This is a genomic window from Halomonas sp. 113 (genome assembly GCF_904067645.1).
In the GTDB taxonomy this organism is placed as follows: Bacteria; Pseudomonadota; Gammaproteobacteria; order Pseudomonadales; family Halomonadaceae; genus Vreelandella; species Vreelandella titanicae.
The window spans coordinates 1,671,508-1,693,512 of sequence record NZ_LR881453.1 but is presented as its reverse complement, the minus strand read 5'-3'; the positions used below and the strand labels follow the sequence as shown (position 1 = coordinate 1,693,512).

The 22,005-nt window shown below is 56.6% G+C and carries 21 protein-coding genes; 8 read left to right on the top strand and 13 right to left on the bottom strand.

Features of this window, described 5'->3' with window-relative positions:
• The first annotated feature begins 13 nt into the window (after window positions 1-13).
• From YERSI8AC_RS08040 to YERSI8AC_RS08015, 6 genes are read left to right on the top strand one after another with little or no spacing between them, the layout of a single operon-like run.
• Entirely contained in the window at window positions 14-934 is a 921-nt protein-coding gene (locus tag YERSI8AC_RS08040) for a branched-chain amino acid ABC transporter permease (RefSeq protein ID WP_009288482.1), read from the top strand.
• On the top strand, window positions 927-1,982 hold the full coding sequence (locus YERSI8AC_RS08035; protein ID WP_022519699.1) for a branched-chain amino acid ABC transporter permease: 1,056 nt from the start codon (window positions 927-929) through the stop codon (window positions 1,980-1,982). The genes YERSI8AC_RS08040 and YERSI8AC_RS08035 overlap by 8 nt, the downstream gene beginning before the upstream one ends.
• Entirely contained in the window at window positions 1,975-2,727 is a 753-nt protein-coding gene (locus tag YERSI8AC_RS08030; protein ID WP_022519700.1) for an ABC transporter ATP-binding protein, read from the top strand. The genes YERSI8AC_RS08035 and YERSI8AC_RS08030 overlap by 8 nt, the downstream gene beginning before the upstream one ends.
• Entirely contained in the window at window positions 2,720-3,400 is a 681-nt protein-coding gene (locus tag YERSI8AC_RS08025) for an ABC transporter ATP-binding protein (protein ID WP_035538356.1), read from the top strand. The genes YERSI8AC_RS08030 and YERSI8AC_RS08025 overlap by 8 nt, the downstream gene beginning before the upstream one ends.
• Window positions 3,401-3,413: 13 nt before the next feature.
• Complete coding sequence (locus YERSI8AC_RS08020; protein ID WP_022519702.1) at window positions 3,414-3,821, top strand: acyl-CoA thioesterase; 408 nt, start codon at window positions 3,414-3,416, stop codon at window positions 3,819-3,821.
• An 11-nt stretch (window positions 3,822-3,832) separates the two neighbouring features.
• Complete coding sequence (locus YERSI8AC_RS08015; protein WP_022519703.1) at window positions 3,833-4,246, top strand: RidA family protein; 414 nt, start codon at window positions 3,833-3,835, stop codon at window positions 4,244-4,246.
• Between the two features lie 222 nt (window positions 4,247-4,468).
• On the opposite strand, the gene YERSI8AC_RS08010 is transcribed toward YERSI8AC_RS08015, so the two are convergent.
• The 5 genes from YERSI8AC_RS08010 to YERSI8AC_RS07990 all read right to left on the bottom strand — a co-directional run bounded on the left by YERSI8AC_RS08010 (window position 4,469) and on the right by YERSI8AC_RS07990 (window position 10,338).
• Window positions 4,469-5,344, bottom strand: coding sequence for an alpha/beta hydrolase (locus YERSI8AC_RS08010; protein WP_022519704.1), 876 nt, complete (start codon window positions 5,342-5,344; stop codon window positions 4,469-4,471).
• A 27-nt stretch (window positions 5,345-5,371) separates the two neighbouring features.
• On the bottom strand, window positions 5,372-5,872 hold the full coding sequence (locus tag YERSI8AC_RS08005) for a disulfide bond formation protein B (RefSeq protein WP_022519705.1): 501 nt from the start codon (window positions 5,870-5,872) through the stop codon (window positions 5,372-5,374).
• Window positions 5,869-7,509: a glutamate--cysteine ligase gene (gene gshA / locus YERSI8AC_RS08000; protein WP_022519706.1), complete on the bottom strand. Its 1,641-nt coding sequence runs from the start codon at window positions 7,507-7,509 to the stop codon at window positions 5,869-5,871. The genes YERSI8AC_RS08005 and gshA overlap by 4 nt, the downstream gene beginning before the upstream one ends.
• 148 nt (window positions 7,510-7,657) lie before the next feature.
• Window positions 7,658-10,015 (bottom strand): Tex family protein, encoded by a 2,358-nt coding sequence (locus YERSI8AC_RS07995; RefSeq protein ID WP_159176493.1) that lies wholly within the window; start codon window positions 10,013-10,015, stop codon window positions 7,658-7,660.
• Between the two features lie 80 nt (window positions 10,016-10,095).
• Window positions 10,096-10,338 (bottom strand): DUF1127 domain-containing protein, encoded by a 243-nt coding sequence (locus YERSI8AC_RS07990; protein ID WP_022519708.1) that lies wholly within the window; start codon window positions 10,336-10,338, stop codon window positions 10,096-10,098.
• Window positions 10,339-10,459: 121 nt separating this feature from the next.
• Between YERSI8AC_RS07990 and YERSI8AC_RS07985 the strand changes: the two genes are divergently transcribed.
• Window positions 10,460-11,320 carry a LysR substrate-binding domain-containing protein gene (locus tag YERSI8AC_RS07985; protein WP_039860607.1) on the top strand — a complete coding sequence of 287 codons (861 nt, stop codon included), beginning with the start codon at window positions 10,460-10,462 and terminating at the stop codon, window positions 11,318-11,320.
• 617 nt (window positions 11,321-11,937) lie between these two features.
• Here YERSI8AC_RS07985 and YERSI8AC_RS07980 read toward each other — a convergent pair.
• The 6 genes from YERSI8AC_RS07980 to yrfG form a co-directional block, all read right to left on the bottom strand.
• Window positions 11,938-13,125, bottom strand: coding sequence for an alpha-hydroxy acid oxidase (locus YERSI8AC_RS07980; protein WP_159176492.1), 1,188 nt, complete (start codon window positions 13,123-13,125; stop codon window positions 11,938-11,940).
• A 44-nt stretch (window positions 13,126-13,169) separates the two neighbouring features.
• Window positions 13,170-13,676, bottom strand: a complete 507-nt coding sequence (gene msrB / locus YERSI8AC_RS07975; RefSeq protein ID WP_159176491.1) for a peptide-methionine (R)-S-oxide reductase MsrB — start codon at window positions 13,674-13,676, stop codon at window positions 13,170-13,172.
• Between the two features lie 223 nt (window positions 13,677-13,899).
• Complete coding sequence (locus YERSI8AC_RS07970; protein ID WP_159176490.1) at window positions 13,900-15,456, bottom strand: phosphoenolpyruvate carboxykinase; 1,557 nt, start codon at window positions 15,454-15,456, stop codon at window positions 13,900-13,902.
• 301 nt (window positions 15,457-15,757) lie between these two features.
• Entirely contained in the window at window positions 15,758-16,633 is an 876-nt protein-coding gene (gene hslO / locus YERSI8AC_RS07965; protein ID WP_022519713.1) for an Hsp33 family molecular chaperone HslO, read from the bottom strand.
• A gap of 238 nt (window positions 16,634-16,871) precedes the next feature.
• Window positions 16,872-17,261 carry an RNA-binding S4 domain-containing protein gene (locus YERSI8AC_RS07960; RefSeq protein ID WP_039860606.1) on the bottom strand — a complete coding sequence of 130 codons (390 nt, stop codon included), beginning with the start codon at window positions 17,259-17,261 and terminating at the stop codon, window positions 16,872-16,874.
• Window positions 17,258-17,950 carry a GMP/IMP nucleotidase gene (gene yrfG / locus YERSI8AC_RS07955; RefSeq protein WP_159176489.1) on the bottom strand — a complete coding sequence of 231 codons (693 nt, stop codon included), beginning with the start codon at window positions 17,948-17,950 and terminating at the stop codon, window positions 17,258-17,260. The genes YERSI8AC_RS07960 and yrfG overlap by 4 nt, the downstream gene beginning before the upstream one ends.
• Before the next feature lie 77 nt (window positions 17,951-18,027).
• Here yrfG and nudE point away from each other — a divergent pair, with 77 nt between their 5' ends.
• Window positions 18,028-18,669, top strand: a complete 642-nt coding sequence (gene nudE, locus YERSI8AC_RS07950; protein WP_022519716.1) for an ADP compounds hydrolase NudE — start codon at window positions 18,028-18,030, stop codon at window positions 18,667-18,669.
• 208 nt (window positions 18,670-18,877) lie between these two features.
• On the opposite strand, the gene YERSI8AC_RS07945 is transcribed toward nudE, so the two are convergent.
• Both YERSI8AC_RS07945 and ilvD read right to left on the bottom strand, forming a co-directional pair.
• A complete protein-coding gene (locus tag YERSI8AC_RS07945) occupies window positions 18,878-19,936 on the bottom strand; it encodes an oxidoreductase (protein WP_138800637.1) in 1,059 nt (352 codons plus the stop codon).
• Window positions 19,937-19,992: 56 nt separating this feature from the next.
• Window positions 19,993-21,837 (bottom strand): dihydroxy-acid dehydratase, encoded by a 1,845-nt coding sequence (gene ilvD / locus YERSI8AC_RS07940; RefSeq protein WP_141441414.1) that lies wholly within the window; start codon window positions 21,835-21,837, stop codon window positions 19,993-19,995.
• Between the last annotated feature and the right edge of the window lie 168 nt (window positions 21,838-22,005).

Sequence of the window (22,005 nt, the reverse complement as noted above, 5' to 3'; positions counted from 1 at the left end):
AAGGTTAACTAACGTGTCCGTTACTCTGCTGATAGAGCAATTACTGAACGGCGTGCAGCTCGGCACGATGCTGTTTTTGATGGCCAGCGGCCTCACCTTGGTGTTTGGGGTGATGGGGCTGATCAATCTTGCCCACGGCTCTTTTTATATGGTGGGCGCCTACGCTACGGCAGCGGTGACTGCCTCAACGGGCTCTTTTCTGATTGGACTGGCTGCAGGGATGACTGCGGCCGCCCTGGTAGGTGCACTGGTAGAACTGTTGGTGATACGCCGACTTTACCACCGTCCTCATCTTGATCAGGTATTGGCAACCTTTGCGCTAATACTGATTTTTTCGGAGGGCACGCGCTGGATCTTTGGCTCTTCACCGTTATGGTTGAGTCCTCCTTCTTGGCTGACGGGTTTTGTCACCCTGCCAGGTGATACCCGCTACCCCATCTATCGGCTGATGCTGATTGGGGTGGGTATCGCTATTTCGATTGCCCTTTACTTGCTTATCTCGCGAACTCGACTCGGTATGCGCATTCGGGCAGGTGAAAGCGATCGCGAAATGATTGGTGCGCTGGGGGTCAATATTTCAAAACTCTATACCTTGGTGTTTGCCTTAGGGGCGGCGTTAGCGGGTTTAGCCGGCGCTTTAGTAGGCGCATTGCAATCTGTACAGGTGGGTATGGGCGAGCCGGTGCTGATTTTAGCGTTTGTCGTAATCGTCATTGGCGGTATCGGCTCAATTAAAGGCGCGCTACTCGGTGCCCTGCTGGTGGGTATTGTCGACACCTTGGGTCGGGTCTATCTGCCCATCTTCTTTCAAGCGTTTATGCCGCCGTCTGAGGCGACCGGCGTCGGTTCGGCGTTGGCCGCGATGCTGATCTATATCCTCATGGCCGTCATTCTCGCGTTCAAGCCTAAGGGACTGTTCTCTGCCCATGACTAATACCACTTCCTTGTCCAAGAACGCTGCGCTAGCGCCCGAAGCGGATAGACCTTTTGACCGCAAAGGGCTGGTTCAGATGGCCCTGCTCGGGCTACTGCTGTTACTGCCTGTAGCAGCCTATTTCTTGGGCCATATTTATTATGTCAATCTGGCCTCGCGTATCACCATTATTGCCATGGCGGCCGTTGGCCTTAACCTGGCCATTGGCTATGGGGGCATGGTGAGCTTTGGCCACGCGGCCTATTTCGGCTTAGGTGGCTATGTGGCAGGCATCAGTGCTTATCACGCTTTTGATATGACCCCATTTATGACGTGGCCTTTCAGCGTGCCGGGCAGCGACAATTTACTGGTGATATGGCTCGCCGCTATGTTGCTGTGCGGGCTGCTAGCGCTGGTCATCGGCGCTATCTCACTGCGTACCACGGGGGTCTATTTCATTATGATCACCCTCGCCTTTGCGCAGATGATTTACTACTTTGCCAACTCCTGGCCGACCTATGGCGGTGAGGATGGTCTGCCTATTTATATTCGCAACACCCTGCCCCTGTTCAATAACAACATGCTCGATAGCAGCGATGCACTCACCTATTTCCTGATCTGCTTCACCGGGCTTGTGTTAGCGATGGCAATTACCTCACGAATGATGAAATCGCGCTTTGGTGCTGCCTTGACCATGGCACGGCTTAACGATGTACGCCTTGCCACTGCCGGGATCAGCCCCTACCCCATTCGCTTGGTGGCGTTTGTGATTTCTGCCGCGATTACCGGGCTTGCTGGTGCGCTTTATGCGGATCTGAATGGCTTTGTTAGCCCGACAATGTTGAGTTGGCACTTCTCCGGCGAACTGATGGTCATCGTCATTTTGGGCGGCGTAGGGCGTCTTTACGGCCCATTAGCAGGTGCGGTGCTGTTTGTGATGATGGAAACCTTTCTGGGGGGAGTCACCCAATATTGGCAGCTCTTCCTGGGGCTAGTGCTGCTTGGGGTGGTGCTATTCGCCAAACATGGTGTGATGGGTTGGCTGGCCGGGAGGGAACGCAATGAGTGATGTGGTTCTTTCACTACAAAACCTGCATAAGCGCTTTGGCGCACTACAGGCGACCAGCGATGTTTCGTTGGATCTTAGACCGGGGGAGATTCACGCCTTGATTGGCCCCAACGGCGCGGGGAAATCGACCCTGATTGGCCAAATCGCGGGGAATATACGCCCTGATGAAGGGAGTGTTTACTTAGCAGGCTGTGAGATCACGAGCATGAGTATCGCTCAACGGGCGCGCCTGGGTCTGGGGCGTAGCTTTCAGGTCTCCTCGTTAGCGGAGCCGCTATCGGTGATGCGCAATGTGATGATGGGGGTTCAAGCGCTGCAGAGTCACAGTTTTCGGTTCTGGAAGCCCGTTGCTCGCGATCGGCAACTGCTTGAACCAGCCTATGAAGCACTGGCGCGTATGCAGCTTAGTCACCGCGCCTGGACGCCGGTATTTGAACTTTCCCACGGGGAACGCCGCCAGGTTGAGGTGGCTTGCGCTCTGGCGCTCAAGCCCCGCGCACTGCTGCTGGACGAACCCATGGCAGGCTTGGGTCCAGAAGGATCGGCAAAGCTGACCGAGCTGCTGGAGGCGCTTAAGCTGGAAGTGCCTATCCTGCTGATCGAGCACGATATGGAGGCGGTATTTCGTCTGGCTGATCGTATCTCTGTGTTGGTATCCGGGAGCGTTATCGCCCATGGGGATAGCCACACTATTAGGCAGGATCCCCGCGTCCGTGAAGCCTACCTGGGGGATTCTGATGCTTAAGGTTGCTGATATTGAAACGTTTTATGGGCCCTCTCAGGCGTTATTTGGCGTTAGCCTTGACGTTAACGCCGGTGAGATGGTCGCCCTAATGGGGCGTAACGGTATGGGTAAAACCACCACCATTCGCTCGATATTCGGTCTGACTCCGGCCAGCCGTGGCACGATTGAGTTTGAATCCCAGAACATACGCCGCTTACCCGCTTTTCGTATCGCTAAAGCGGGGCTTGGCTTGGTGCCGGAGGGGCGCCGCTGTTTCCCTAATTTGTCGGTGCGCGAAAACCTATTGGTGACCGCCCGCCCGGGCGAGTGGACACTGGAGAAAGTAGAAACGCTGTTTCCGCGCTTGGAGGAGCGCCGCGCGCAAATGGCCAAGACCCTCTCCGGCGGTGAGCAGCAGATGCTGGCTATTGGCCGGGCGCTGATGACCAATCCGCGTTTGCTGGTGCTGGATGAAGCCACTGAAGGATTGGCGCCGGTGATTCGCCAGGAGATCTGGCGGGCAATTCGGCTGCTCAAGGAGCAAGGTCAAGCTACGCTGCTGGTGGATAAGTCATTAAGCGAAATTCTACCCATCGCTGACCGCTGCACCATCCTGGAAAAAGGCTGCACCGTATGGGATGGCAAACCCGCCGCGCTGGACAGCACTGTGCGTGACCGTTATCTGGGCGTGTAGGGAGGAGAAAACAGTGGCGTTTACTACCCAGCGAAAAGTTCGTTTCCAGCACTGTGATCCGGCGGGAATCGTTTTTTACCCCCGCTATTTCGAGATGATCAATTCAGTGGTGGAGGATTGGTTTGAGGAGGTCGTGCAGCGTGACTTTAACCAACTGCATGTGGAGAGCGGCACCGGGGTTCCCACCGCCGCTATCGACACCCAGTTTCATGCGCCGAGCCGGTTAGGCGAACGACTCACCTTTGAATTAGCGGTTCAAGCCGTTGGGCGTAGCAGCCTTACCCTTCAGATTATCGCTTACTGCGGTGATCAGAAACGTCTAACCAGTCGTTCAACCCTTGTATATGTGGATCTAAATAGCGGTCAGCCAATGCCCTGGACAGAGGCTATGCGCCAGCACTTTACCGTCGAAAACCTATAAGGATAGCCATAATGAGTGACGCCAACTTTCATCAGCTTCTTCACCCTTCGCATTGGAAAGCAGCGGTGGGCTACGCTAACGGCGTGCTGGCTTCAGGCCAGAGTGTGTTTGTAGGTGGGCAGATTGGTTGGAATGCCGACCAGGTATTTGAAAGCGATGACTTTGTCGTTCAAGTGAATCAGGCGCTGCAAAATATCGTGGCGATCTTAAAAGAGGCGAACGCAGGCCCGGAGCATATCGTGCGGTTGACCTGGTATGTGACGGACAAGCAGGAGTATCTGGCGCGGCTTAAGGAGGTGGGCGCCGCCTATCGCGAGGTGCTGGGCAAGCATTTTCCGGCAATGACGATGGTTCAGGTGGCGGGGCTGGTTGAGGATCAGGCTAAGGTGGAAATCGAAGCGACGGCGGTGATTCCGGCTCATTAAGGATAATCAAAAGTGCCTCTAGCAGAGTACAAAGAGGTGCACCGGATCGAAACAACCTTCCGCGGGGGCGCTGTGAACCCATCCCTGGGCGCTACTTTCGCCATCTGACCGCCATGGATGGCGGAAATGCCGGAATTGTCGGGAACACTTTCCGGCCTTGGCGAAAGACCCCCGCTTCAGGCTGATTTCGATCCTGTATTGAGAAGCTTCGTTAGTTTTTAATCATATCTTAACGCTAGCGTGAAATTCTTTAATCCACTCAACAAAACAACCATCGTTAAGATAGTGCTCAAGAATCGAGAAGTGGTCTACGTCGGAAAGTAGCTGCTGAGTCACTGTTTGGCCTTGCTGGCTCAAATGCTCAGCATAGCTGCTCATCTGGCGCTCGAACTCTTCTGACTCCAGGCCCCCTGCTACCAGCTTTATAGGCGCAGGTACTCGGCATGGCAGCCATATGGGGCTGAACTCCTGCACATCGCGCCCGCTAAGCTGAAGCTTGGGCTGCAGCCACGACCAGGGAAAAGGCCGCAGGTCGTATAAACCGCTGATACACAGCGCACCACGAATCAGCTGGTTGGGTAAGCCAAAAGCGCCCTCCCAGTCCGTCGACATTAGCATCGCGCATAAATGCCCGCCCGCCGAGTGTCCCGAAATACTCAGCTGCTCAGGATCAACGCCCAATTCAGCGGCATGGCGATAAACGTAGGCCACCGCTGCTTGGCTCTGCCGCACCAGCTCGCTAAAGCGTACCTGCGGGCAGAGAGCGTAGTTGACCACCGCGACGGTGATACCGGCTTTCACCAAGTCGTCAACGATAAAGCTAAATTCACGATGACTCAGCGAGCGCCAGTAGCCGCCGTGGAAAAACACATGCACCGGCGCTTTTGGGCTATCGGTATCAGGTGCATCGGCATGAAAGATATCCATGCGTTCCGCAAGCGTTGGGCCATAAGGCAGATCGAGCGTTGTGCGGTGGTTAACTCTTGATGCTTCACTGCGCTCACGCCAATCCTTTACCAACACCGCCGGGTCACGACCCATCATCGGGTCGTAGGCGCGGTCGATCTCTTCTTGAGTCGCAAAATGTTGATAAAGCATGTACGTCTCCTTATCCCTGACGCCCTACTAACCCCGACTTTTCATCAACAGCATACGCAGCGGTGCGATTGCCAGAATGGCAAATCCGATTAGCGTCCAGGCGGGCAGTGATAGGCCGAGCAACGAGAAATCGATATTGGCGCACTCGCCTGAGCCGGTTAACACCATGGCCACCACGTCCTGCATGGGCAGAATATCCATCATGTAATCGAGCCCAGGGCCGCAGGAAGGGACTTCATCGGCGGGCAAGCCTTGTAGCCAAACGTGGCGGCCAGCGATAAAGGCACCGGTTCCCACAGCAGCCAGCGACAGCAGCCCGTAAATCACTTTGCCTACACGCCCGGCGGGACTGTGAATAGCGGCTATCGCGAACACGATGCCCGCGACGATCACCGCTACGCGCTGAAAGATACACAGCGGGCAGGGTTCATATCCGCCGATGTGCTCAAGCCCCAGGGCTACCGCCATCATTAAAACGCAGAAGGCTAAACCAGCCAGGGCGGCCGAGCGAAAGGAGTGCAGAATCATTGTCTAACCTCAGATGGCAGCGCCGACATGGCGCGGGACTCACGAGCTTTAGTGAAATAGGCCTGCAAGAACTCTTCGAAGGTCTCTTTATCAGCGGCTTCAATATCGTGCTGCTGCTGGTGCGAGGTCTCAATCAGCTGAGCAAGCAGCGCTTCACGACTGCGCTGCATCGGCGCGGCTTTTAACTGCTCGGCCTGCTCTTTGGCCAGGCTAAGCATCAAATCGCTTAACGATCCGCCGTGCGCTTTTAACCGTTCCAGCACCTGGGCAGAAGGCGTTAGCGAAGGGTCTGCAAGACGTGGTGCAAGGCTTGCCAGCGCATCAGCATGCGGGCTCCCCTCTTCGACCGCATCCAGCAGGCGGGCAACTTCGCCCATCTCGGCGAAAATCTGCTCGCCCCACTCATGCACGGAGGTGGTTTCACCGTGGTTGATTAGCGTGAGTTCAGGGTCACGGCCGCGTTCCACCACCCAGCGGCGGTTGTCGTCCAAGCGGTCACACTCTTCGTCGGAGATCCACGGGCTGTCGCTGAGTAGGCACCACATCAAAAAGGTGTCCACAAAGCGCATCTGGTCTTCAGTAACGCCCAGGGGGTCGAAGGGGTTTAAATCCAAACAGCGTACTTCGATATACTCCACGCCGCGGGCTTCGAGGGCTTGGCTGGGCGTTTCGTTGTGTTTGGCAACCCGCTTGGGCCGAATGTCGCTGTAGTACTCGTTTTCGATCTGGAGAATATTAGCGTTCAACTGACGCCACTCACCATCCACGTTAACACCCATTTTTTCATAGTCGGGCCACGGTGAAGAGATGGCGTGCCGCAGGGTATTAACGTAGTTAGAGAGCGAGTTAAAACAGATTTTAAGCTGCGACTGTACTTTGTTTTGATACCCCAGATCGGACATCCGCAGAGTCGTCGCGTATGGGGCAAAGTAGGTGTCGTCGCTAAGCGACTGCAGTTTTTCGGGTACCTTACCTTCAGGCAAAAAACTTTTATCGATGGCCGGTGAAGCGCCAAACAGGTAGAGCAACAACCAGCTATGGCGGCGGAAGTGGCGGATCATGCCGAAATAGCGGGTGGAGCGGTAGTCGTTAAAGGGGATATTGTTGGCTTTTTCCAACTCGCGCAGTGCGTGCCACATGTCATCGGGCAGCGATACGTTGTAATGAACGCCTGCAATCGCCTGCATGATGCGGCCGTAACGCATGTCCAACCCTTTGCGGTAAACATGCTTCATGGTGCCCACGTTGGAGCTGCCATAATCGGCAATCGGCACGCTGTCGTTGCCGGATAGCCTAGAGGGCATGCTGCCGGGCCAGATCCACTCGTTTTGCAGATGATGGTAGGTAAAGGTATGCAGATCAGATAGAAAGCACAGCGCTTCACCTGGCTGAGAGTAAACCGGCGTGATGTACTCTAACAGCGACTCTGAGTAGTCGGTGGTGATATGCGGGTGGGTTAATTTCGAACCCAGCGCGTACGGGTGCGGTGTTTGCGCAATGTGGCCAGTAGCATCGACCCGCAGCCCCTCTTTTTCAAGCCCACGACGCAGGCGGCCCAACCGACCAAGGCGCGCACTGGGTATCAGGCGCTCGACTTGCGCGGTCAGCGCGGATGGCACAGTGAGTGGTTCAGGCAAGGTGAACACTCCTTGTCAGTAAAGCCCGCCGTGAGCGGGCCTTGGTGTAGTCAGGTGGCATCGCCATCATCGCTGATTCAAAAACAGAAAACAGGATATGGCGGCAACGATCGTTTTTTCAAGACACCTTCGCTTCCAGGGCACGCGACTATTTGCCGCCACGCGCTTTCAACAGCGCAGCACCTAGCGCCCCCATGGGCTCTGGCGCATCCGCTTTATTGTCGTTGTTACGCTGGTTTCGAGCCGGTTTACGGGCACCACTGTGTTGATCTTTCGCCGAGCCACTGTGCTTATTGGCACCGTTTTCAGCCTCAGGCTGGTCATCCAAGCGCATCGATAGACCTACCCGTTTGCGGGGGATATCAATGCTCATCACTTTTACGGTGACGATATCCCCTGCTTTGACTACGCTGCGCGGATCATCGATAAAGCGATCAGATAGCGCCGAGATATGTACCAGGCCGTCCTGATGGACACCGATATCCACAAAAGCGCCGAAGTGGGTCACATTGGTGACTGTGCCTTCGAGCACCATGGAAAGCTTGAGGTCATTAAGGGTTTCGACACCTTCGCGGAATTCGGCCGCTTTAAACTCAGGGCGAGGGTCGCGACCAGGTTTATCCAGTTCTTTGAGAATATCGCTGACGGTGGGCACGCCGAAACGCTCATCGGCAAAATCGGCAGGCTTTAAGGCTTTCAACGCAGCGCTGTCGCCAATCAAGCCGCGTACTTCACGCCCGCTCTGCTTGGCGATACGTTCCACCAGTGAGTAGGCTTCCGGGTGAACGGCGCTGGCATCCAAGGGGTTATCGGCATTGTGGATACGCAGGAAACCCGCGCACTGCTCGAAGGTTTTGGCACCGAGGCGGCTCACTTCTAACAGCTCTTTACGGTTTTTGAAGGCGCCTTTGACATTACGCTGAGCAACGATATTTTCGGCCAGCGCAGCGCTCAGACCGGCTACCCGTGAAAGCAGTGCGCTGGAAGCGGTATTGAGGTCGACGCCCACGGCGTTAACACAGTCCTCAATGACGACTTCCAGGCTGCGCGACAGCTGTACTTGGGAGACATCGTGCTGGTATTGGCCTACGCCAATCGACTTGGGCTCGATTTTAACCAGTTCGGCCAGCGGATCCTGCAGGCGGCGACCAATAGAGACGGCACCGCGCACCGTCACATCAAGATCCGGCATTTCCCGCGAGGCGTATTCAGAGGCAGAGTAGACCGAGGCGCCCGCTTCAGAGACCATCACTTTGCTTAACCGGTGCGCTGGCGCCAGGGCTTTTAGTAGTTCGCCCGCGAGCTTGTCAGTTTCACGACTGGCGGTACCATTGCCCACCGCAATCAGCTCGACGCCGTACTGTTTCACCAGCTTAGCCAGCACGCTCAAGGCTTCATTCCACTGGTTTTGCGGCGCATGGGGATAGATAGTGGTGTGATCGACAAATTGCCCAGTGGCATCGATCACCGCGACCTTACAGCCGGTGCGCTGGCCGGGGTCGATAGCCAGCGTCACTTTTTGCCCCGCCGGCGCAGCCAGCAGCAGGTCTTTTAGGTTGGCCGCAAACACTTCAATGGCGGTAAGCTCAGCCTGTTCGCGCAGGCGGCCCAGCAGCTCGGTCTCCAGTGCTGTATAGAGCTTCACCCGCCAGGTCCAGCGCACCACTTCGGCTAACCACTTATCCGCCGGGCGGCCCTGGTCGCTGATACCAAACTGCTTGGCAATCGCCAGTTGGGCGGGGTGAATGGGGGCCTCGTCTTCGCCGGGCAGTCGAATCGACAGGCTCAACACGCCTTCGTTACGCGCCCGGAACATTGCCAAAGCGCGGTGTGATGGCGCTTTGGCGAGTTTCTCATCGTGCTCGAAATAGTCGGAGAACTTGGCGCCCTCCTGCTGCTTACCCTCCAGCACACGGGCGCTGAGCTGGCCCTCTTGCCACAGCCGTTCGCGCAGTTGGCCGATGAGCTCGGGATCCTCGGCGAAGCGCTCCATCAAGATCTGCTTGGCGCCATCCAGAGCGGCCTTGGCATCTTCGATGGCAGGAATATCGCCTTCTGCTGGGCGCAGATAGTTTTCCGCTTCGCTTTCCGGATTAAGCGTTGGATCGGCAAGCAGCGCATCCGCCAGCGGCTCAAGCCCGGCTTCGCGAGCGATTTGCGCTTTGGTGCGGCGTTTTTTCTTAAACGGCAGGTATAAATCTTCCAAGCGTTGCTTGGTCTCGGCAGCGTCGATGCTGGCTTTCAGCGTAGCATCGAGCTTGCCCTGCTCATCAATGGCGACAAGTACCGCGGCGCGGCGCTCTTCCAACTCACGCAGATAGCGAAGCCGTTCATCCAACTGGCGCAGCTGGATATCGTCCAGCGCGCCGGTGACTTCTTTACGGTAACGGGCAATGAAGGGCACGGTGGCGCCGCCATCCAGTAGCTCCACCGTGGCGGACACTTGCTCGGGACGCACACCAAGCTCAGTGGCCAGACGGGAAATAATACGCTGATTGACATCCATAAATTGCAACTAACTCATGCAGCATTTTTTAGTGCCAACAAGGTATCACAAACGCGCCACGGCTGGCATGACTTGCGGCTTCAGCGTCGCCACCCGTGGTCATCCCAGAACGGGCGGCGTGACTCGCGCTGTACGTCATCGCGGCTGATGCCAATATCTTTCAGCATGTCATCGCTCAAATGGCGCAAGGAATCCCGCTCGCGACGCAATTGGTACCAGCGATAAATTCTTTCCCGCCAGGTGATGCTGGGTTGCTTCTCAGCAGACTGGCACTGTTGGTTCTGCAAGCGTTGGTTTTGCAAGCAGTGTAGCGAGCGCTCCATTTCAACCTCCCTTCGCCGCCAGCAGCGGCGTGGTGAATAAGTGTTGAAGGAAGTATTGAACAGCGCCTAAGATCAATCCAACGAATACTTCTTATGTTCAACATCAAAAAGATTGATAGCCATGGCCACACTACCCACCATCGATCATGAGCTGCTGCGCACCTTTGTGGCCATTGTCGACCAGGGCGGCTTCACCCGCGCCGCTCAGACGGTAAACCGCACTCAATCAGCCGTCAGCATGCAAATCAAGCGGCTGGAAGAGGATGTTATTCAGCGCCCACTGTTTGTGCGCCAGAATCGCCAACTGCTGTTAACCAGCGAAGGGCATACGCTGCTGGGTTATGCACGCAAAATTCTTTCATTGCAGGGAGAAGCGCTGACGCTGCTGCGCCAGCCGGATATGGTGGGCCGTGTGCGACTGGGGGTGCCGGATGACTATGTGATGCGTTTTCTGCCCGGCATTCTGAAAACCTTCTCCCAAGCCTGGCCGCTGGTGGATGTGGATGTGCACTGCGCCCCCTCTTCGGTACTCTCTCAGCAGCCGCAAGGGAGCCTAGACCTGATTATTATGACGCGGGAGATAGGCGACGAAGTTGGCACCATTTTAAGGCGTGAGGCTACCGTGTGGGTCTCGGCTGAGAGCCATTGCACACATTTACAGACGCCAGTACCCCTTGCCATGTTTGAGGCTCCCTGCTTTTGTCGACGTCATGCCTGTAATGCACTGGATCGCGCAGGCCGGGCCTATCGAGTCGCTTACAGCAGCCCGAGCCTGGCGACGTTACAGGCGGTTGTGGGGGCGGGCTTGGCAGTGTCTGCCTGGATGCGCAGTTTAGTCACCGCCGACATGCAGATATTGGGTAAAAAAGAAGGGTTTCCCGAACTGCCGGAAGCGTCCATCGTTTTGCAGCACACCTCCGCCACCCAGTCACCGATTATCGATAGCCTGGCCGAGCATATTGTTGAAGGGTTTAGGCTTTGATGAGACAGATGCACATCCCGTAGCGCGTGGTAACGAGAACGCGAGTTCAGCGAGCGTTCGTAGGCACCCGCGGGAGGCGGCGGCACGACGCCCAATGGCACTTCAGCCATACCCGGCACCGCTTCGCGCTGCTCTCGCGGGTGCGCTGACGCTTACGCCGCGCTACGAAACCCACCGATTCAACTTCGTGCACATCCGTAGCGCGTGGTAACGAAGAACGCGAGTTCAGCGAGCGTTCGTAGGCACCCGCGGGAGGCGTCGGCACGACGCCCAATGGCACTTCAGCCAAACTCCGGCACCGCTCCGCGCTGCTTCCGCGGGTGCGCTTCGCTTACCACGCGCTACGAGAACCCATCGATTTCGCTTGGTGCAGAACCCGTAGCGCGTGGTAACGAGAAAGCGAGCTCAGCGAGCGTTTCGAGGCACCCGCGGGAGGCGGCGGAACGACGCCCCATGGCACCCAACCAGCACTGCCTATACGAACCAACCCCGGCACCGCTTCGCGCTGCTTCCGCGGGTGCGCCTTAGGCTTACCACGCGCTACTAAATCTCGCATGCACATGGATGTGGGGATTCCATGGCCATGTGCACGTTATGCACATGGCCGAGGCACGTAATCACACTGTTGATAGGTAGAGGCAGGAGCGGTCTAGCTGTGAGAGACTGGTCAGCCCTAGCAAAGCCATATTGCGCTCAATTTCACGCTGCAAAAGATCAGCGACATGCTCTACCCCAGCCTGCCCTGCGCAGGCGGCGGCATAGTTGAAAGGACGCCCCACAAAGACAAAATCAGCCCCCAATGCCAGCGCCTTGATCACATCGGAGCCACGCCGGAAGCCGCTGTCGATCATAATGGGGATATCACTAACGCGACGCTTGATCTCGGGCAGCACCTGGAGCGGGGAAATGGTGCAGTCCAACTGGCGTGCGCCATGGTTTGAAAGAATAATGCCATCAACCCCTGCTTGCTGAGCACGTACTGCGTCTTCCGGGTTTAATATCCCTTTGACGATCAAGGTGTCGGGCCACAGGCGCCGTACAAGATCGAGATAACCCCAGTCAAAATGGCGCCGCCCCGAAAAGTCCCGCGCTGCTTGGCGGGAGATAACGGGAGCGCCCCGCTCGGCATAGTTGTTTTCAAAATGCGGCATACCGTGCTTCCACAAGGTGCGCAGGAAGGTATTGCATAGCCAACTAGGCCGTATCAGACCGTCAAATGCTAGGCGAAGGGTTGGCTCGAGAGGGGATGAAAATCCCGAACGGCGGAAATTGTCGGGATTGGGCGGCACCGGGTAATCAAGCGTTACCACCAGCTTCTTGAAGCCGGCTCGCTTGATCCGCTCGAGCAGGGCCTCGATACCTTCTGGGGTACCGGGCAGGTAGGCCTGAAACCAGTCGGCTCCCTCCACCTTAGCCACCTCCTCCATGGGCACAAGCGATGAACCACTCATAACCATGGGCAGGTTGCGCTTTGCTGCTGCCCGCGCCAGCACTAAGTCGCCCTGGTAAGTTGACAGCGCACTAATGCCCATGGGGGCGATACCGAACGGAACAGTGTAGTGTTTGCCATAAAGCTCGGTGTGCAGATCAATCTGCGAGACGTTGACAAACGCCTTGGGCAAAAAGCGGTAATCATCAAAAGCGGTGAGGTTGGCTCGCTGGGTTCGCCCATCCTCGGCCACATGGTCGATATAGCCAAAAATTGGCCTGGGCAACACTTTTCGGGCCAGCCGCTCAACATCATGCAGGTTATGGATGCTGGCGAGTTTCTTTCGAGTCCATCGTTGTTGGAGCCAACCTTTCACGCAACACTCCTAATGATTGTTCTATCCTCCCCCCGCTCGGCAGCCTAGCTCGATTCAGCAGGCACGAAGCGCAAGGCAACGCCATTGTTGCACCAGCGCAGGCCGGTGGGTTCGGGGCCATCTTCGAAGACGTGGCCCTGATGACCACCGCAGCGGGCGCAGTGGTATTCGGTACGGGGCCAAACCAGCTTGAAGTCCAGCTCGGTCAGCATATGCCCTTCCACGTGTTCGAAAAAGCTTGGCCAACCGGTACCGGAATCATATTTCATTTCACTGGTGAAGAGTAACAGATCGCAGCCAGCGCAGCGGTATTCACCCTCCCCCCACTCCTTGTCCAACGGGCTTGAAAAGGCGGGCTCAGTGCCTGCCTTTCGGAGTACATCAAAGGCTTCATCGGTGAGTCGTTCACGCCATTCGGCTTCACTAAGCTCCAGTGGCTCCAGGCCTGGTGCAGCTTCCAGGTCAAGCCGTGGAAAGCCAAATGACAGTCCAGGTATCACCCCGACCGCGCCGGTTAGTCCGGCCAGGCCTAAAAATTGACGTCTTTTCATGAGAATCACTCCCCAGAAATTGGCAAGGAAAATAATCGGCCAGCAAAAGAGCCAATAAAAATGGGACAGTGCCGTGGCGCTGTCCCATTCTGAGGTCGATCATTTCTGTGTAGTTTAGTCGCTATTGGGTGCGACTTACTTACACTGGCACGCTACTTTTTCTGCTGCTTTTTTTAGCGGCCTGACACGCTGGTCAACTGACGTCCAAGTCATCAACTGATGCTCAGGTCAGTTGGGGGCCTGCCTGGATAATGGCCTCATTGACGCCTTCAAATTTCTTGAAGTTATCGACGAATTTGGTCGCCAGGTCTTTGAGGTGGCGGTCGTAGGCGTCACGGTCTTGCCAGGTTTCACGTGGGTCGAGCAGGCTGGAATCAACGCCCGGCACGGCAAGCGGCACTTGCAGATTGAGCCCATCGATGTGCTTGGTCTCGATGTCGCGTAGCACTCCAGACTGAATCGCGCTGATGATGGCACGCGTGGTCGGAATGGAGAAGCGTGCGCCACCTTCGCCGTAAGCGCCGCCAGTCCAGCCGGTATTAACCAGATATACCTGGGCGTCTTTTTTCTCGACACGCTTGATCAGTAGATCAGCGTATTCACGGGCAGGACGCGGGAAGAACGGTGCGCCAAAGCAGGTAGAGAATGTGGCGGCCAAGCCTTCAGAGGAGCCCATTTCAGTGGAACCCACTTTAGCGGTGTAGCCAGACAGAAAGTGATACGCCGCGGCTTCTTTGGAAAGAATCGACACTGGGGGCAGCACGCCGGACATATCGCAGGTCAGGAACACGATGGCATTCGGCTCGCCCGCCAGGTTTTCCGCTACGCGCTTCTCAACGTGCTCTAACGGGTACGCGGCGCGGGAGTTTTGGGTCAGGCTATCGTCGGCATAATCAGGCTCACGACGGTCGTCCAGCACCACGTTTTCCAGTACGGTGCCAAACTTGATAGCGTTCCAGATGACCGGCTCATTCTTTTCGGAAAGATCGATACATTTGGCGTAGCAGCCACCTTCCATATTGAAGACGACTCCATCTCCCCAAGCGTGCTCGTCATCACCGATCAAGAAGCGCGCCTGATCCGCCGAGAGAGTGGTTTTACCAGTGCCAGAGAGACCGAAGAAGAGACAGGTTTCACCATCTTCACCCACGTTCGCCGAGCAGTGCATGGGCAGTACGTCGGCGGCTGGCAGCAGGAAGTTCTGCACCGAGAACATGGCTTTCTTCATTTCACCGGCGTAGCGCATACCCGCGATAAGCACTTTTTTCTCGGCGAAGTTGAGGATCACGCAGCCATCAGAGTTGGTGCCATCGCGAGTAGGGTCACACTCAAAGCCTGCGGCGTTAAGAATCGTCCACTCGTCTTTAACTGCTTGGTTGTAGGCCTGAGGGCGTACAAACATGGTGCGGCCAAACAGGTTTTGCCAAGCAGTTTCGGTGGTGACGCGCACCGGCAGATAGTGAGCGGAACCACTGCCCACGTGCAGCTCAGAGACAAAATGCTCTTGGCTAATCAGGTGGTCATTGACTCGATCCCACAGGGCGTTGAATTTGCCAGCGTCGAAGGGCTGGTTAACATTGCCCCAATCGATTTGGCTGCTAGTGGAGGGCTCGTCAACGATATAGCGGTCTTTCGGTGAGCGGCCGGTACGCAGGCCGGTATTGACTACCAAGGCGCCGTTGGCTGAGAGGCGGCCTTCGCCACGTGCCACTGCGCGCTCGACTAGTTCGGCGCTGCTGAGATTAACGTGGGATTGGGGAGCGGCTTGAGTCGTGGTCATGTCGATTCCTGGGCTTCTCTCGATTTACCGGGCGTCACCGACGCCTTGATGTTCATCCCAACCACTGTGAAACCGGCTGGGTGCGCTGAAGTCCGGCGCATTATGGCAAAAAGAAAGCCCCCAGGAAACGGGGGCGAAGATCAAATATCTTGTAGTTAAACTACTACAAAGGTACTACATTTTGTGTTGCAGCGCAGTAAAAATTAAAACAGTCGTTTGCAAGAACCGCCAAAATCATTGAATACAATGGCGCTCCTAGTACGGCAGGTAGTCGCCCTGGTATACGCTTTCGACTACACACTTAGTGAATCGTGGGCGGTGGCGCGTCAGGGTCGTCCAACAAAGTTTCAATATCCGCTGCTGTGTAGTGATATTTCGTGTGGCAAAAGTGGCATTGGGTATCAATAGCCCCCTGCTCGTGCAAAATATCCCGCAGTTCCTCTTTACCCAGAGAGTGCAACGCGTAGCTCATACGCTCACGGGAGCAGGTGCAGCCAAAGCGCAGTGCTTTGGGTTCAAAAACACGCACGGTCTCTTCGTGATAGAGACGATGCAGCACCTCGCGCTGCTCAAGGCCGAGCAGTTCTTCCGTTTTGATCGTATCAGCTAGCTGTACGCTGCGATCCCAGGCATCGACATCCTGGTTTTGTGACTCTTCTGGTAGCCGCTGCAGCAGTAACCCGCCCGCACGCTTCTCATCGGCAGCCAGCCAGAGGCGGGTTGGCAACTGCTCAGATTGGCTGAAATAGGCTTCCAGACAGCCGCCCAGGGTCTCTTGATCCAACGCCACAATACCTTGATAGCGGTGGCCCTCACGGGGATCGAGGGTAATCACGATCTGGCCTTCTCCCACTAGTTCGCGGAAGCTGGCGTGCTCGCTGGGCAGTGCGGCGTCTTCTGCTATGCGGGCAATCGCGCGCAGTTCACCACCGGGGTTGGACTCGGCCATTAACAGTGACAGAACGCCGCGTCCACGTACCTCGATACTCAACGTGCCATCCAACTTCACGGTATCGGTAAGCAACGCCACGGCGGCTAATAGCTCGCCCAGCAGCTCATTCACCGCCGGAGGGTAGGCATGACGATCCAGTACTTCGTGGTAGGCGGCCGCCAGGGTGACGATCTCGCCGCGGACATTGGTGTGATCGAACATAAAACGTTGAATTTGATCGGACATAATTTGGCAACCTAAGGTTTAACTGGTTTATTAGTGGCTAAGGACTACTTGGCTCAGGGCTATCGCAGCTGACAATCCGCGCTCCTCAGTGCCGAGGGCAGGTTTACGCGAGGGCGCTGTGAACCCATCCATGGGCGCTACTTTTGACATCCCTGTCAAAAGACCCTCGCTTCAACCTGCTCTCGGATCCCGTTATGGGGGAGTAATTAAAGGGAGTCACTCAGCTACGATAGTCTCGTTACTCACCCTGATGGCGCTGGAAGCGCTGGATATCGCGGCGCTGCTTTTTGTCGGGGCGTTTGAGCGGATGTTGCATCGCTTCGTTAGTGAGGCGTCTTGCTTCGGCCTCTTTAGCACGACGCTGCACACTCTCTTCGGTTTCCGCATAGAGCGTGCGCGCTTCTGGTGCGCCGCGGCGTTGATCCGAAAGCGATAAGACCTCTACCTCCAATATCTCCCAGCCCTGGGGCACGCGAATAAGCGCACCGATTTCCACCTGCTTGCTGGTTTTAGCGCGGCCGCCGTCGTAATTCACTTTCCCACCCTCGATGGCTTTTTTAGCCAGTGCGCGGGTCTTGAAAAAACGTGCGGCCCAGAGCCATTTGTCCAAGCGTACGCTGTCACTCATTTAGGCACTCCTTGGGTTGCTGACACCTGTTCAGGAAGCTGTTCGGGTAGCAGGTGGGCAAAGCGATCGAGGGCAATAAATTCTTGCAGCTCTTTTTCAGGCCGCTGGCTGTCGGGCTGTTTAATGCCCAGTAAATGCTTAATGCCAAACTCACGAGCGCTCTCGAGTACACGGGCGTTGTCGTCGATAAACAGCGTACGCGTGGGATCAAAGGCTTCGATGTCTTGTAGCGCAAACCAAAACGCCTGCTCCTCTTTGGCGGCTCCTACGTCCTCGGAAGAGACGATCGCGTCCAGGTAACTTTCCAAACCGGTGAGCGGCAGCTTCAGGGCAAGACTCGCACGATCCGCGTTAGTGGCGAGCACGACCCTCGGGTGGGCCTGTTTGAGCCATGTGAGGAAATCCAGAGCATCGCTACGCAGGCCTATCAAGTGCTGGACTTCGCGCTTCAGAGCGACGATATCCACGCCCAGCTCGCGGCTCCAGTACGCCAGACTGTACCAGTTTAAGGTGCCCTGCTCGCCGATAATACGCGCGCGCAGCGCCTCCTGGGAGGCTTCATCCAGTTGGTGCAGTTCGCGGTAGCGCCGCGGCAGGTGCTCGAGCCAAAAGTGGCTGTCGAAGTGTAAATCCAGCAGCGTGCCGTCCATATCCAAGAGGACGGTGTCTATCTCGCGCCAATCAATCATTGCCGCTCCAGTCACGTTAGGAGTAAGCGTGCTATTGTAGCTTAACCGCCTTTTACCAGCCATGGAGGCCCACTTTTATGTCTACGCCCCCCCCAACTCGCGACACCTTCAATCACCCTGAAGGTGCCAGTGCTAAGCGTTCGGGCTACCAGCAAAAGCCGCAAATTTTGGCTCGCAAGAGCGTGGCCCAGAGCCGTTTATTCCAGATTGAGTCGCTTGATTTGCGTTTTTCTAACGGAGAAGAGCGCCAATTTGAGCGCTTGACCGGCGCTGACCGCGGCGCAGTGATGATGGTGGCGATGCCCGACCCAGACCACGTGCTGCTGATACGTGAATACGCCGCTGGATTTGAAGATTATGTGCTCACCCTGCCAAAGGGATTAGTCGACCCTGGCGAAGATATCATTACCGCGGCTAACCGCGAGTTGATGGAGGAGTGTGGCGTTGGCGCTCACCGCATTGAACCGCTGGTCGAGCTTTCGCTGGCACCCAACTATATGCGCCACCGTATGCAGGTACTCCTCGCCACCGACCTGTACCCCAAGCGCCTGCCAGGGGATGAGCCAGAGCCATTGATTGTGGAAACCCACGCCATCGAGGAGCTACCCGCCCTACTACTGCGCGAGGATTTTCACGAAGCCCGCGCTATCGCCGCGCTCTATATCGCCCGGGATAGGTTGCGGGAAGAGAAACGCAATAGTGCGACGGATTTGCTTTGAAGTATCTAAGTAGGCAGTAGCTTCGCTCGAGGTGGGTCGATGTCATCGTGAGCGAAGCTACCTCATTTTTGTCATTGCGAGCGAAGCGAAGCAATCTCGGGGTTATACTGCCGCCGCTGGTTGAGATTGCCGCGTCGCTACGCTCCTCGCAATGACATAATAAGAAGGCTCCTCACACGCAAAAGCGACTAATCCCCCGCCCCTCTCTCTAAAGATGAGTTTTCAATGCGATCCAGCGGCGCTGGCGGTGGCTATCCAGCCCGGCTTCCAGCAAGGACATTGAGCGCAGGGCATCATCGGCGCTGACCGGTAGTGGCTCCTTATCGCGGATAGCGGCGGCTATACCTTGGTAATAGGCCAGGTAGTCGCCCGGCAGGGTAGGAAGCTCACGACGCGTTAGCGGTGCGTTATCCCCCTCCCCTTCGCGCAGTGTCAGGGTGCCATGTTGAGTATCTTCGCCCCACAGGGATGTCGGCACTTCGCCTGCTTTTAAGCGATCCTCCTGAGGGTCTAAGCCGTATTTTATGAAGCTGCCTTGGGTGCCATTAATCCGGAAGCGCGGTGTCGGTTCGGCCACCAGCGTGCCCGCCGCCAAGGTAACGCGAAAGCTTTCGTAATCGAGCAGCGCGAGGAAGTCATCGTCAGCCTGGGCGCCATCTCGCAGCATGCCGAGTTCCAGCAGAATAGCCTGGGGCATGCCAAACAGCTCGCAGGCTTGATCTAATAAATGCGGCCCCAGATCAAACCAGATGCCGCCACCGGGGGTGGCCTTCTCGCGCCAGCGATCGCGAACCTCCGGACGGAAACGATCGAAATGGGATTCGAAATTGACCAGACGTCCTAGCGTCCCCGCCTCAAGCAGGGCCTTAACGGTCAAGAAATCGCTGTCCCAACGACGGTTATGAAACACCGACAATAGACGCTCTTTATCATCCGCCAATTTTTTGAGCAGCTTGGCTTCTGACAGGGTCACCGTGAACGGCTTATCGACCACTACGTGCTTGCCCGCCGAGAGAGCGGCTTTGGCGAGGGAAAAGTGGGTATCGTTAGGAGTGGGAATAACGATCAGGTCAATATCACTGCGCTGGCAAAGTGCTAATGCCTGAGCCTCTACCTCAACATCCGGCAGTGACGCCTGCACCTTGGCGGCATCGCTTGAAGAGACCGCGACCAAATCCAGGCCTTCCGTGGCCTGGATCAGCGGTGCGTGGAAGGTTTGGCTAGCGAAACCGTAGCCGACTAATCCAACGTTTATAATAGCCTTCATTTGATTCCTTACTCGGGCTTATTGCATGTTTCAGCTGCATGTTTCAGCTGCGTATATCAGTCGAGTTTGCTTAGATCCCGAACAGCCCCTTTGTCAGCGGAGGTCGCCAACAGCGCATAGGCTTTAAGTGCCGGAGTGATCTTGCGAGGGCGCTGCTCGGCAGGCTTCCAGGCAGCGGCACCCTTGGCGTCCATTGCCTCGCGGCGGGCCGCCAGCTCGGCATCGGTCAGTTTGACGTTAATCGCCCGATTGGGGATATCGATGCGGATCAGGTCGCCCTGCTCGATCAATCCAATCGCGCCGCCCGCCGCTGCTTCAGGGGAAACATGGCCAATAGAGAGTCCTGAAGTACCGCCAGAGAAGCGCCCGTCAGTCAGCAGCGCGCAAGCTTTACCCAATCCTTTGGATTTGAGGTAGGAGGTCGGGTAGAGCATTTCCTGCATGCCGGGGCCGCCTTTCGGGCCTTCGTAGCGAATCACGACGACATCACCCTCTTTGACCTTATCCGCCAACACATCGGCGACTGCCTGATCCTGAGACTCCACCACATGGGCGGGGCCTTCAAAGACCAGGATCGAGTCATCGACCCCGGCGGTTTTGACCACGCAGCCATCCAGCGCGATATTGCCGTAAAGCACGGCCAGGCCACCCTGCTGGGAGAAGGCGTGCTCAAGGTCACGAATACAGCCGGTAGCGCGGTCACCATCCAGGCTCGGCCAGCGAGCGCTTTGGGAAAATGCCACTTGGGTAGGGATGCCACCCGGCCCGGCTTTAAAGAACTCAACCACTTCCGCGCTTGGCGAGCGCATGATATCCCACTCTTCCAGCGCCGCTTTCAGGCTGTCGCCATACACGGTGGGCACCGAGGTATCCAGTACTCCGGCACGATCCAGTTCCCCCAGGATGGCCATAATGCCACCTGCACGGTGGACGTCTTCGATATGGTACTTCTGGGTATTGGGCGCCACTTTACAGAGTTGGGGCACTTCACGGGAGAGGCGGTCGATATCGGCCATGGTGAAGTCCACCTCGGCTTCCTGGGCCGCCGCCAGGAAGTGAAGAATAGTGTTGGTAGAGCCGCCCATGGCGATATCCAGGGTCATGGCGTTTTTGAACGCCGCCTTGGAGGCAATGGCACGCGGCAGCAGGTGGGCTTCTTCGCCTTCGTAATAGCGCTTGGCCAGCTCGACAATGCGATGGCCAGCGGTTTCAAACAGGCGACGACGATCCGAGTGAGTCGCCAAGACGGTACCGTTGCCGGGCAAGGCCAGACCCAGCGCTTCGGTTAAGCAGTTCATGGAGTTGGCGGTAAACATGCCCGAACAACTGCCGCAGGTGGGGCAGGCGCTGCGCTCTACTTCCGCCAGGGTGTCATCATCCACGCTGTCGTCGGCGGCCATCACCATGGCATCGACGAGATCCAGCCCGTGGTTGAGAAGCTTGGTTTTACCCGCTTCCATGGGGCCGCCGGAAACAAAGATAACCGGAATATTGAGGCGTAGAGCGGCCATCAGCATTCCTGGGGTGATTTTGTCGCAGTTGGAAATACATACCAGCGCATCGGCGCAGTGGGCGTTGCACATATACTCAACGCTGTCAGCGATCAGGTCGCGGCTGGGCAGCGAGTAGAGCATGCCGTCGTGGCCCATGGCGATACCATCGTCCACCGCAATGGTGTTGAACTCTTTGGCGACGCCCCCGGCTTTCTCAATCTCCCGCGCCACCAGTTGGCCCATATCCTTTAAATGCACATGGCCCGGCACAAACTGGGTAAAGGAGTTGGCTACCGCGATAATCGGCTTTTGAAAGTCGCCATCCTGCATACCCGTGGCACGCCACAGCGCGCGGGCACCGGCCATATTGCGGCCAGCGGTGGTGGTACGTGAGCGATACTCTGGCATGGTGTCCTCTACTCTCTAATAAATAGCTAGGCTCTATTTTTTATTAGCCCACAGCAAGCAAGACTGCGGACTAGGCTAATTCTGAAAAATATCAGTGGCTTTTGATTGTGGCATGAGCAATGCGCAGAGACTAGATGTGGAGGCTGGATGTAGAGGCTAAATCACGAG

What these genes read in the sequence shown, in the direction of transcription:
- YERSI8AC_RS08035 (WP_022519699.1), top strand. Translation starts at nt 927, where the DNA reads ATGACTAATACCACTTCCTTGTCCAAGAACGCTGCGCTAGCGCCCGAA.
- YERSI8AC_RS08030 (WP_022519700.1), top strand. Translation starts at nt 1,975, where the DNA reads ATGAGTGATGTGGTTCTTTCACTACAAAACCTGCATAAGCGCTTTGGC.
- YERSI8AC_RS08025 (WP_035538356.1), top strand. Translation starts at nt 2,720, where the DNA reads ATGCTTAAGGTTGCTGATATTGAAACGTTTTATGGGCCCTCTCAGGCG.
- YERSI8AC_RS08015 (WP_022519703.1), top strand. Translation starts at nt 3,833, where the DNA reads ATGAGTGACGCCAACTTTCATCAGCTTCTTCACCCTTCGCATTGGAAA.
- YERSI8AC_RS08010 (WP_022519704.1), bottom strand. Translation starts at nt 5,344, where the DNA reads ATGCTTTATCAACATTTTGCGACTCAAGAAGAGATCGACCGCGCCTAC.
- YERSI8AC_RS08005 (WP_022519705.1), bottom strand. Translation starts at nt 5,872, where the DNA reads ATGATTCTGCACTCCTTTCGCTCGGCCGCCCTGGCTGGTTTAGCCTTC.
- YERSI8AC_RS07995 (WP_159176493.1), bottom strand. Translation starts at nt 10,015, where the DNA reads ATGGATGTCAATCAGCGTATTATTTCCCGTCTGGCCACTGAGCTTGGT.
- YERSI8AC_RS07990 (WP_022519708.1), bottom strand. Translation starts at nt 10,338, where the DNA reads ATGGAGCGCTCGCTACACTGCTTGCAAAACCAACGCTTGCAGAACCAA.
- YERSI8AC_RS07985 (WP_039860607.1), top strand. Translation starts at nt 10,460, where the DNA reads ATGGCCACACTACCCACCATCGATCATGAGCTGCTGCGCACCTTTGTG.
- msrB (WP_159176491.1), bottom strand. Translation starts at nt 13,676, where the DNA reads ATGAAAAGACGTCAATTTTTAGGCCTGGCCGGACTAACCGGCGCGGTC.
- YERSI8AC_RS07970 (WP_159176490.1), bottom strand. Translation starts at nt 15,456, where the DNA reads ATGACCACGACTCAAGCCGCTCCCCAATCCCACGTTAATCTCAGCAGC.
- hslO (WP_022519713.1), bottom strand. Translation starts at nt 16,633, where the DNA reads ATGTCCGATCAAATTCAACGTTTTATGTTCGATCACACCAATGTCCGC.
- YERSI8AC_RS07960 (WP_039860606.1), bottom strand. Translation starts at nt 17,261, where the DNA reads ATGAGTGACAGCGTACGCTTGGACAAATGGCTCTGGGCCGCACGTTTT.
- yrfG (WP_159176489.1), bottom strand. Translation starts at nt 17,950, where the DNA reads ATGATTGATTGGCGCGAGATAGACACCGTCCTCTTGGATATGGACGGC.
- nudE (WP_022519716.1), top strand. Translation starts at nt 18,028, where the DNA reads ATGTCTACGCCCCCCCCAACTCGCGACACCTTCAATCACCCTGAAGGT.
- YERSI8AC_RS07945 (WP_138800637.1), bottom strand. Translation starts at nt 19,936, where the DNA reads ATGAAGGCTATTATAAACGTTGGATTAGTCGGCTACGGTTTCGCTAGC.
- ilvD (WP_141441414.1), bottom strand. Translation starts at nt 21,837, where the DNA reads ATGCCAGAGTATCGCTCACGTACCACCACCGCTGGCCGCAATATGGCC.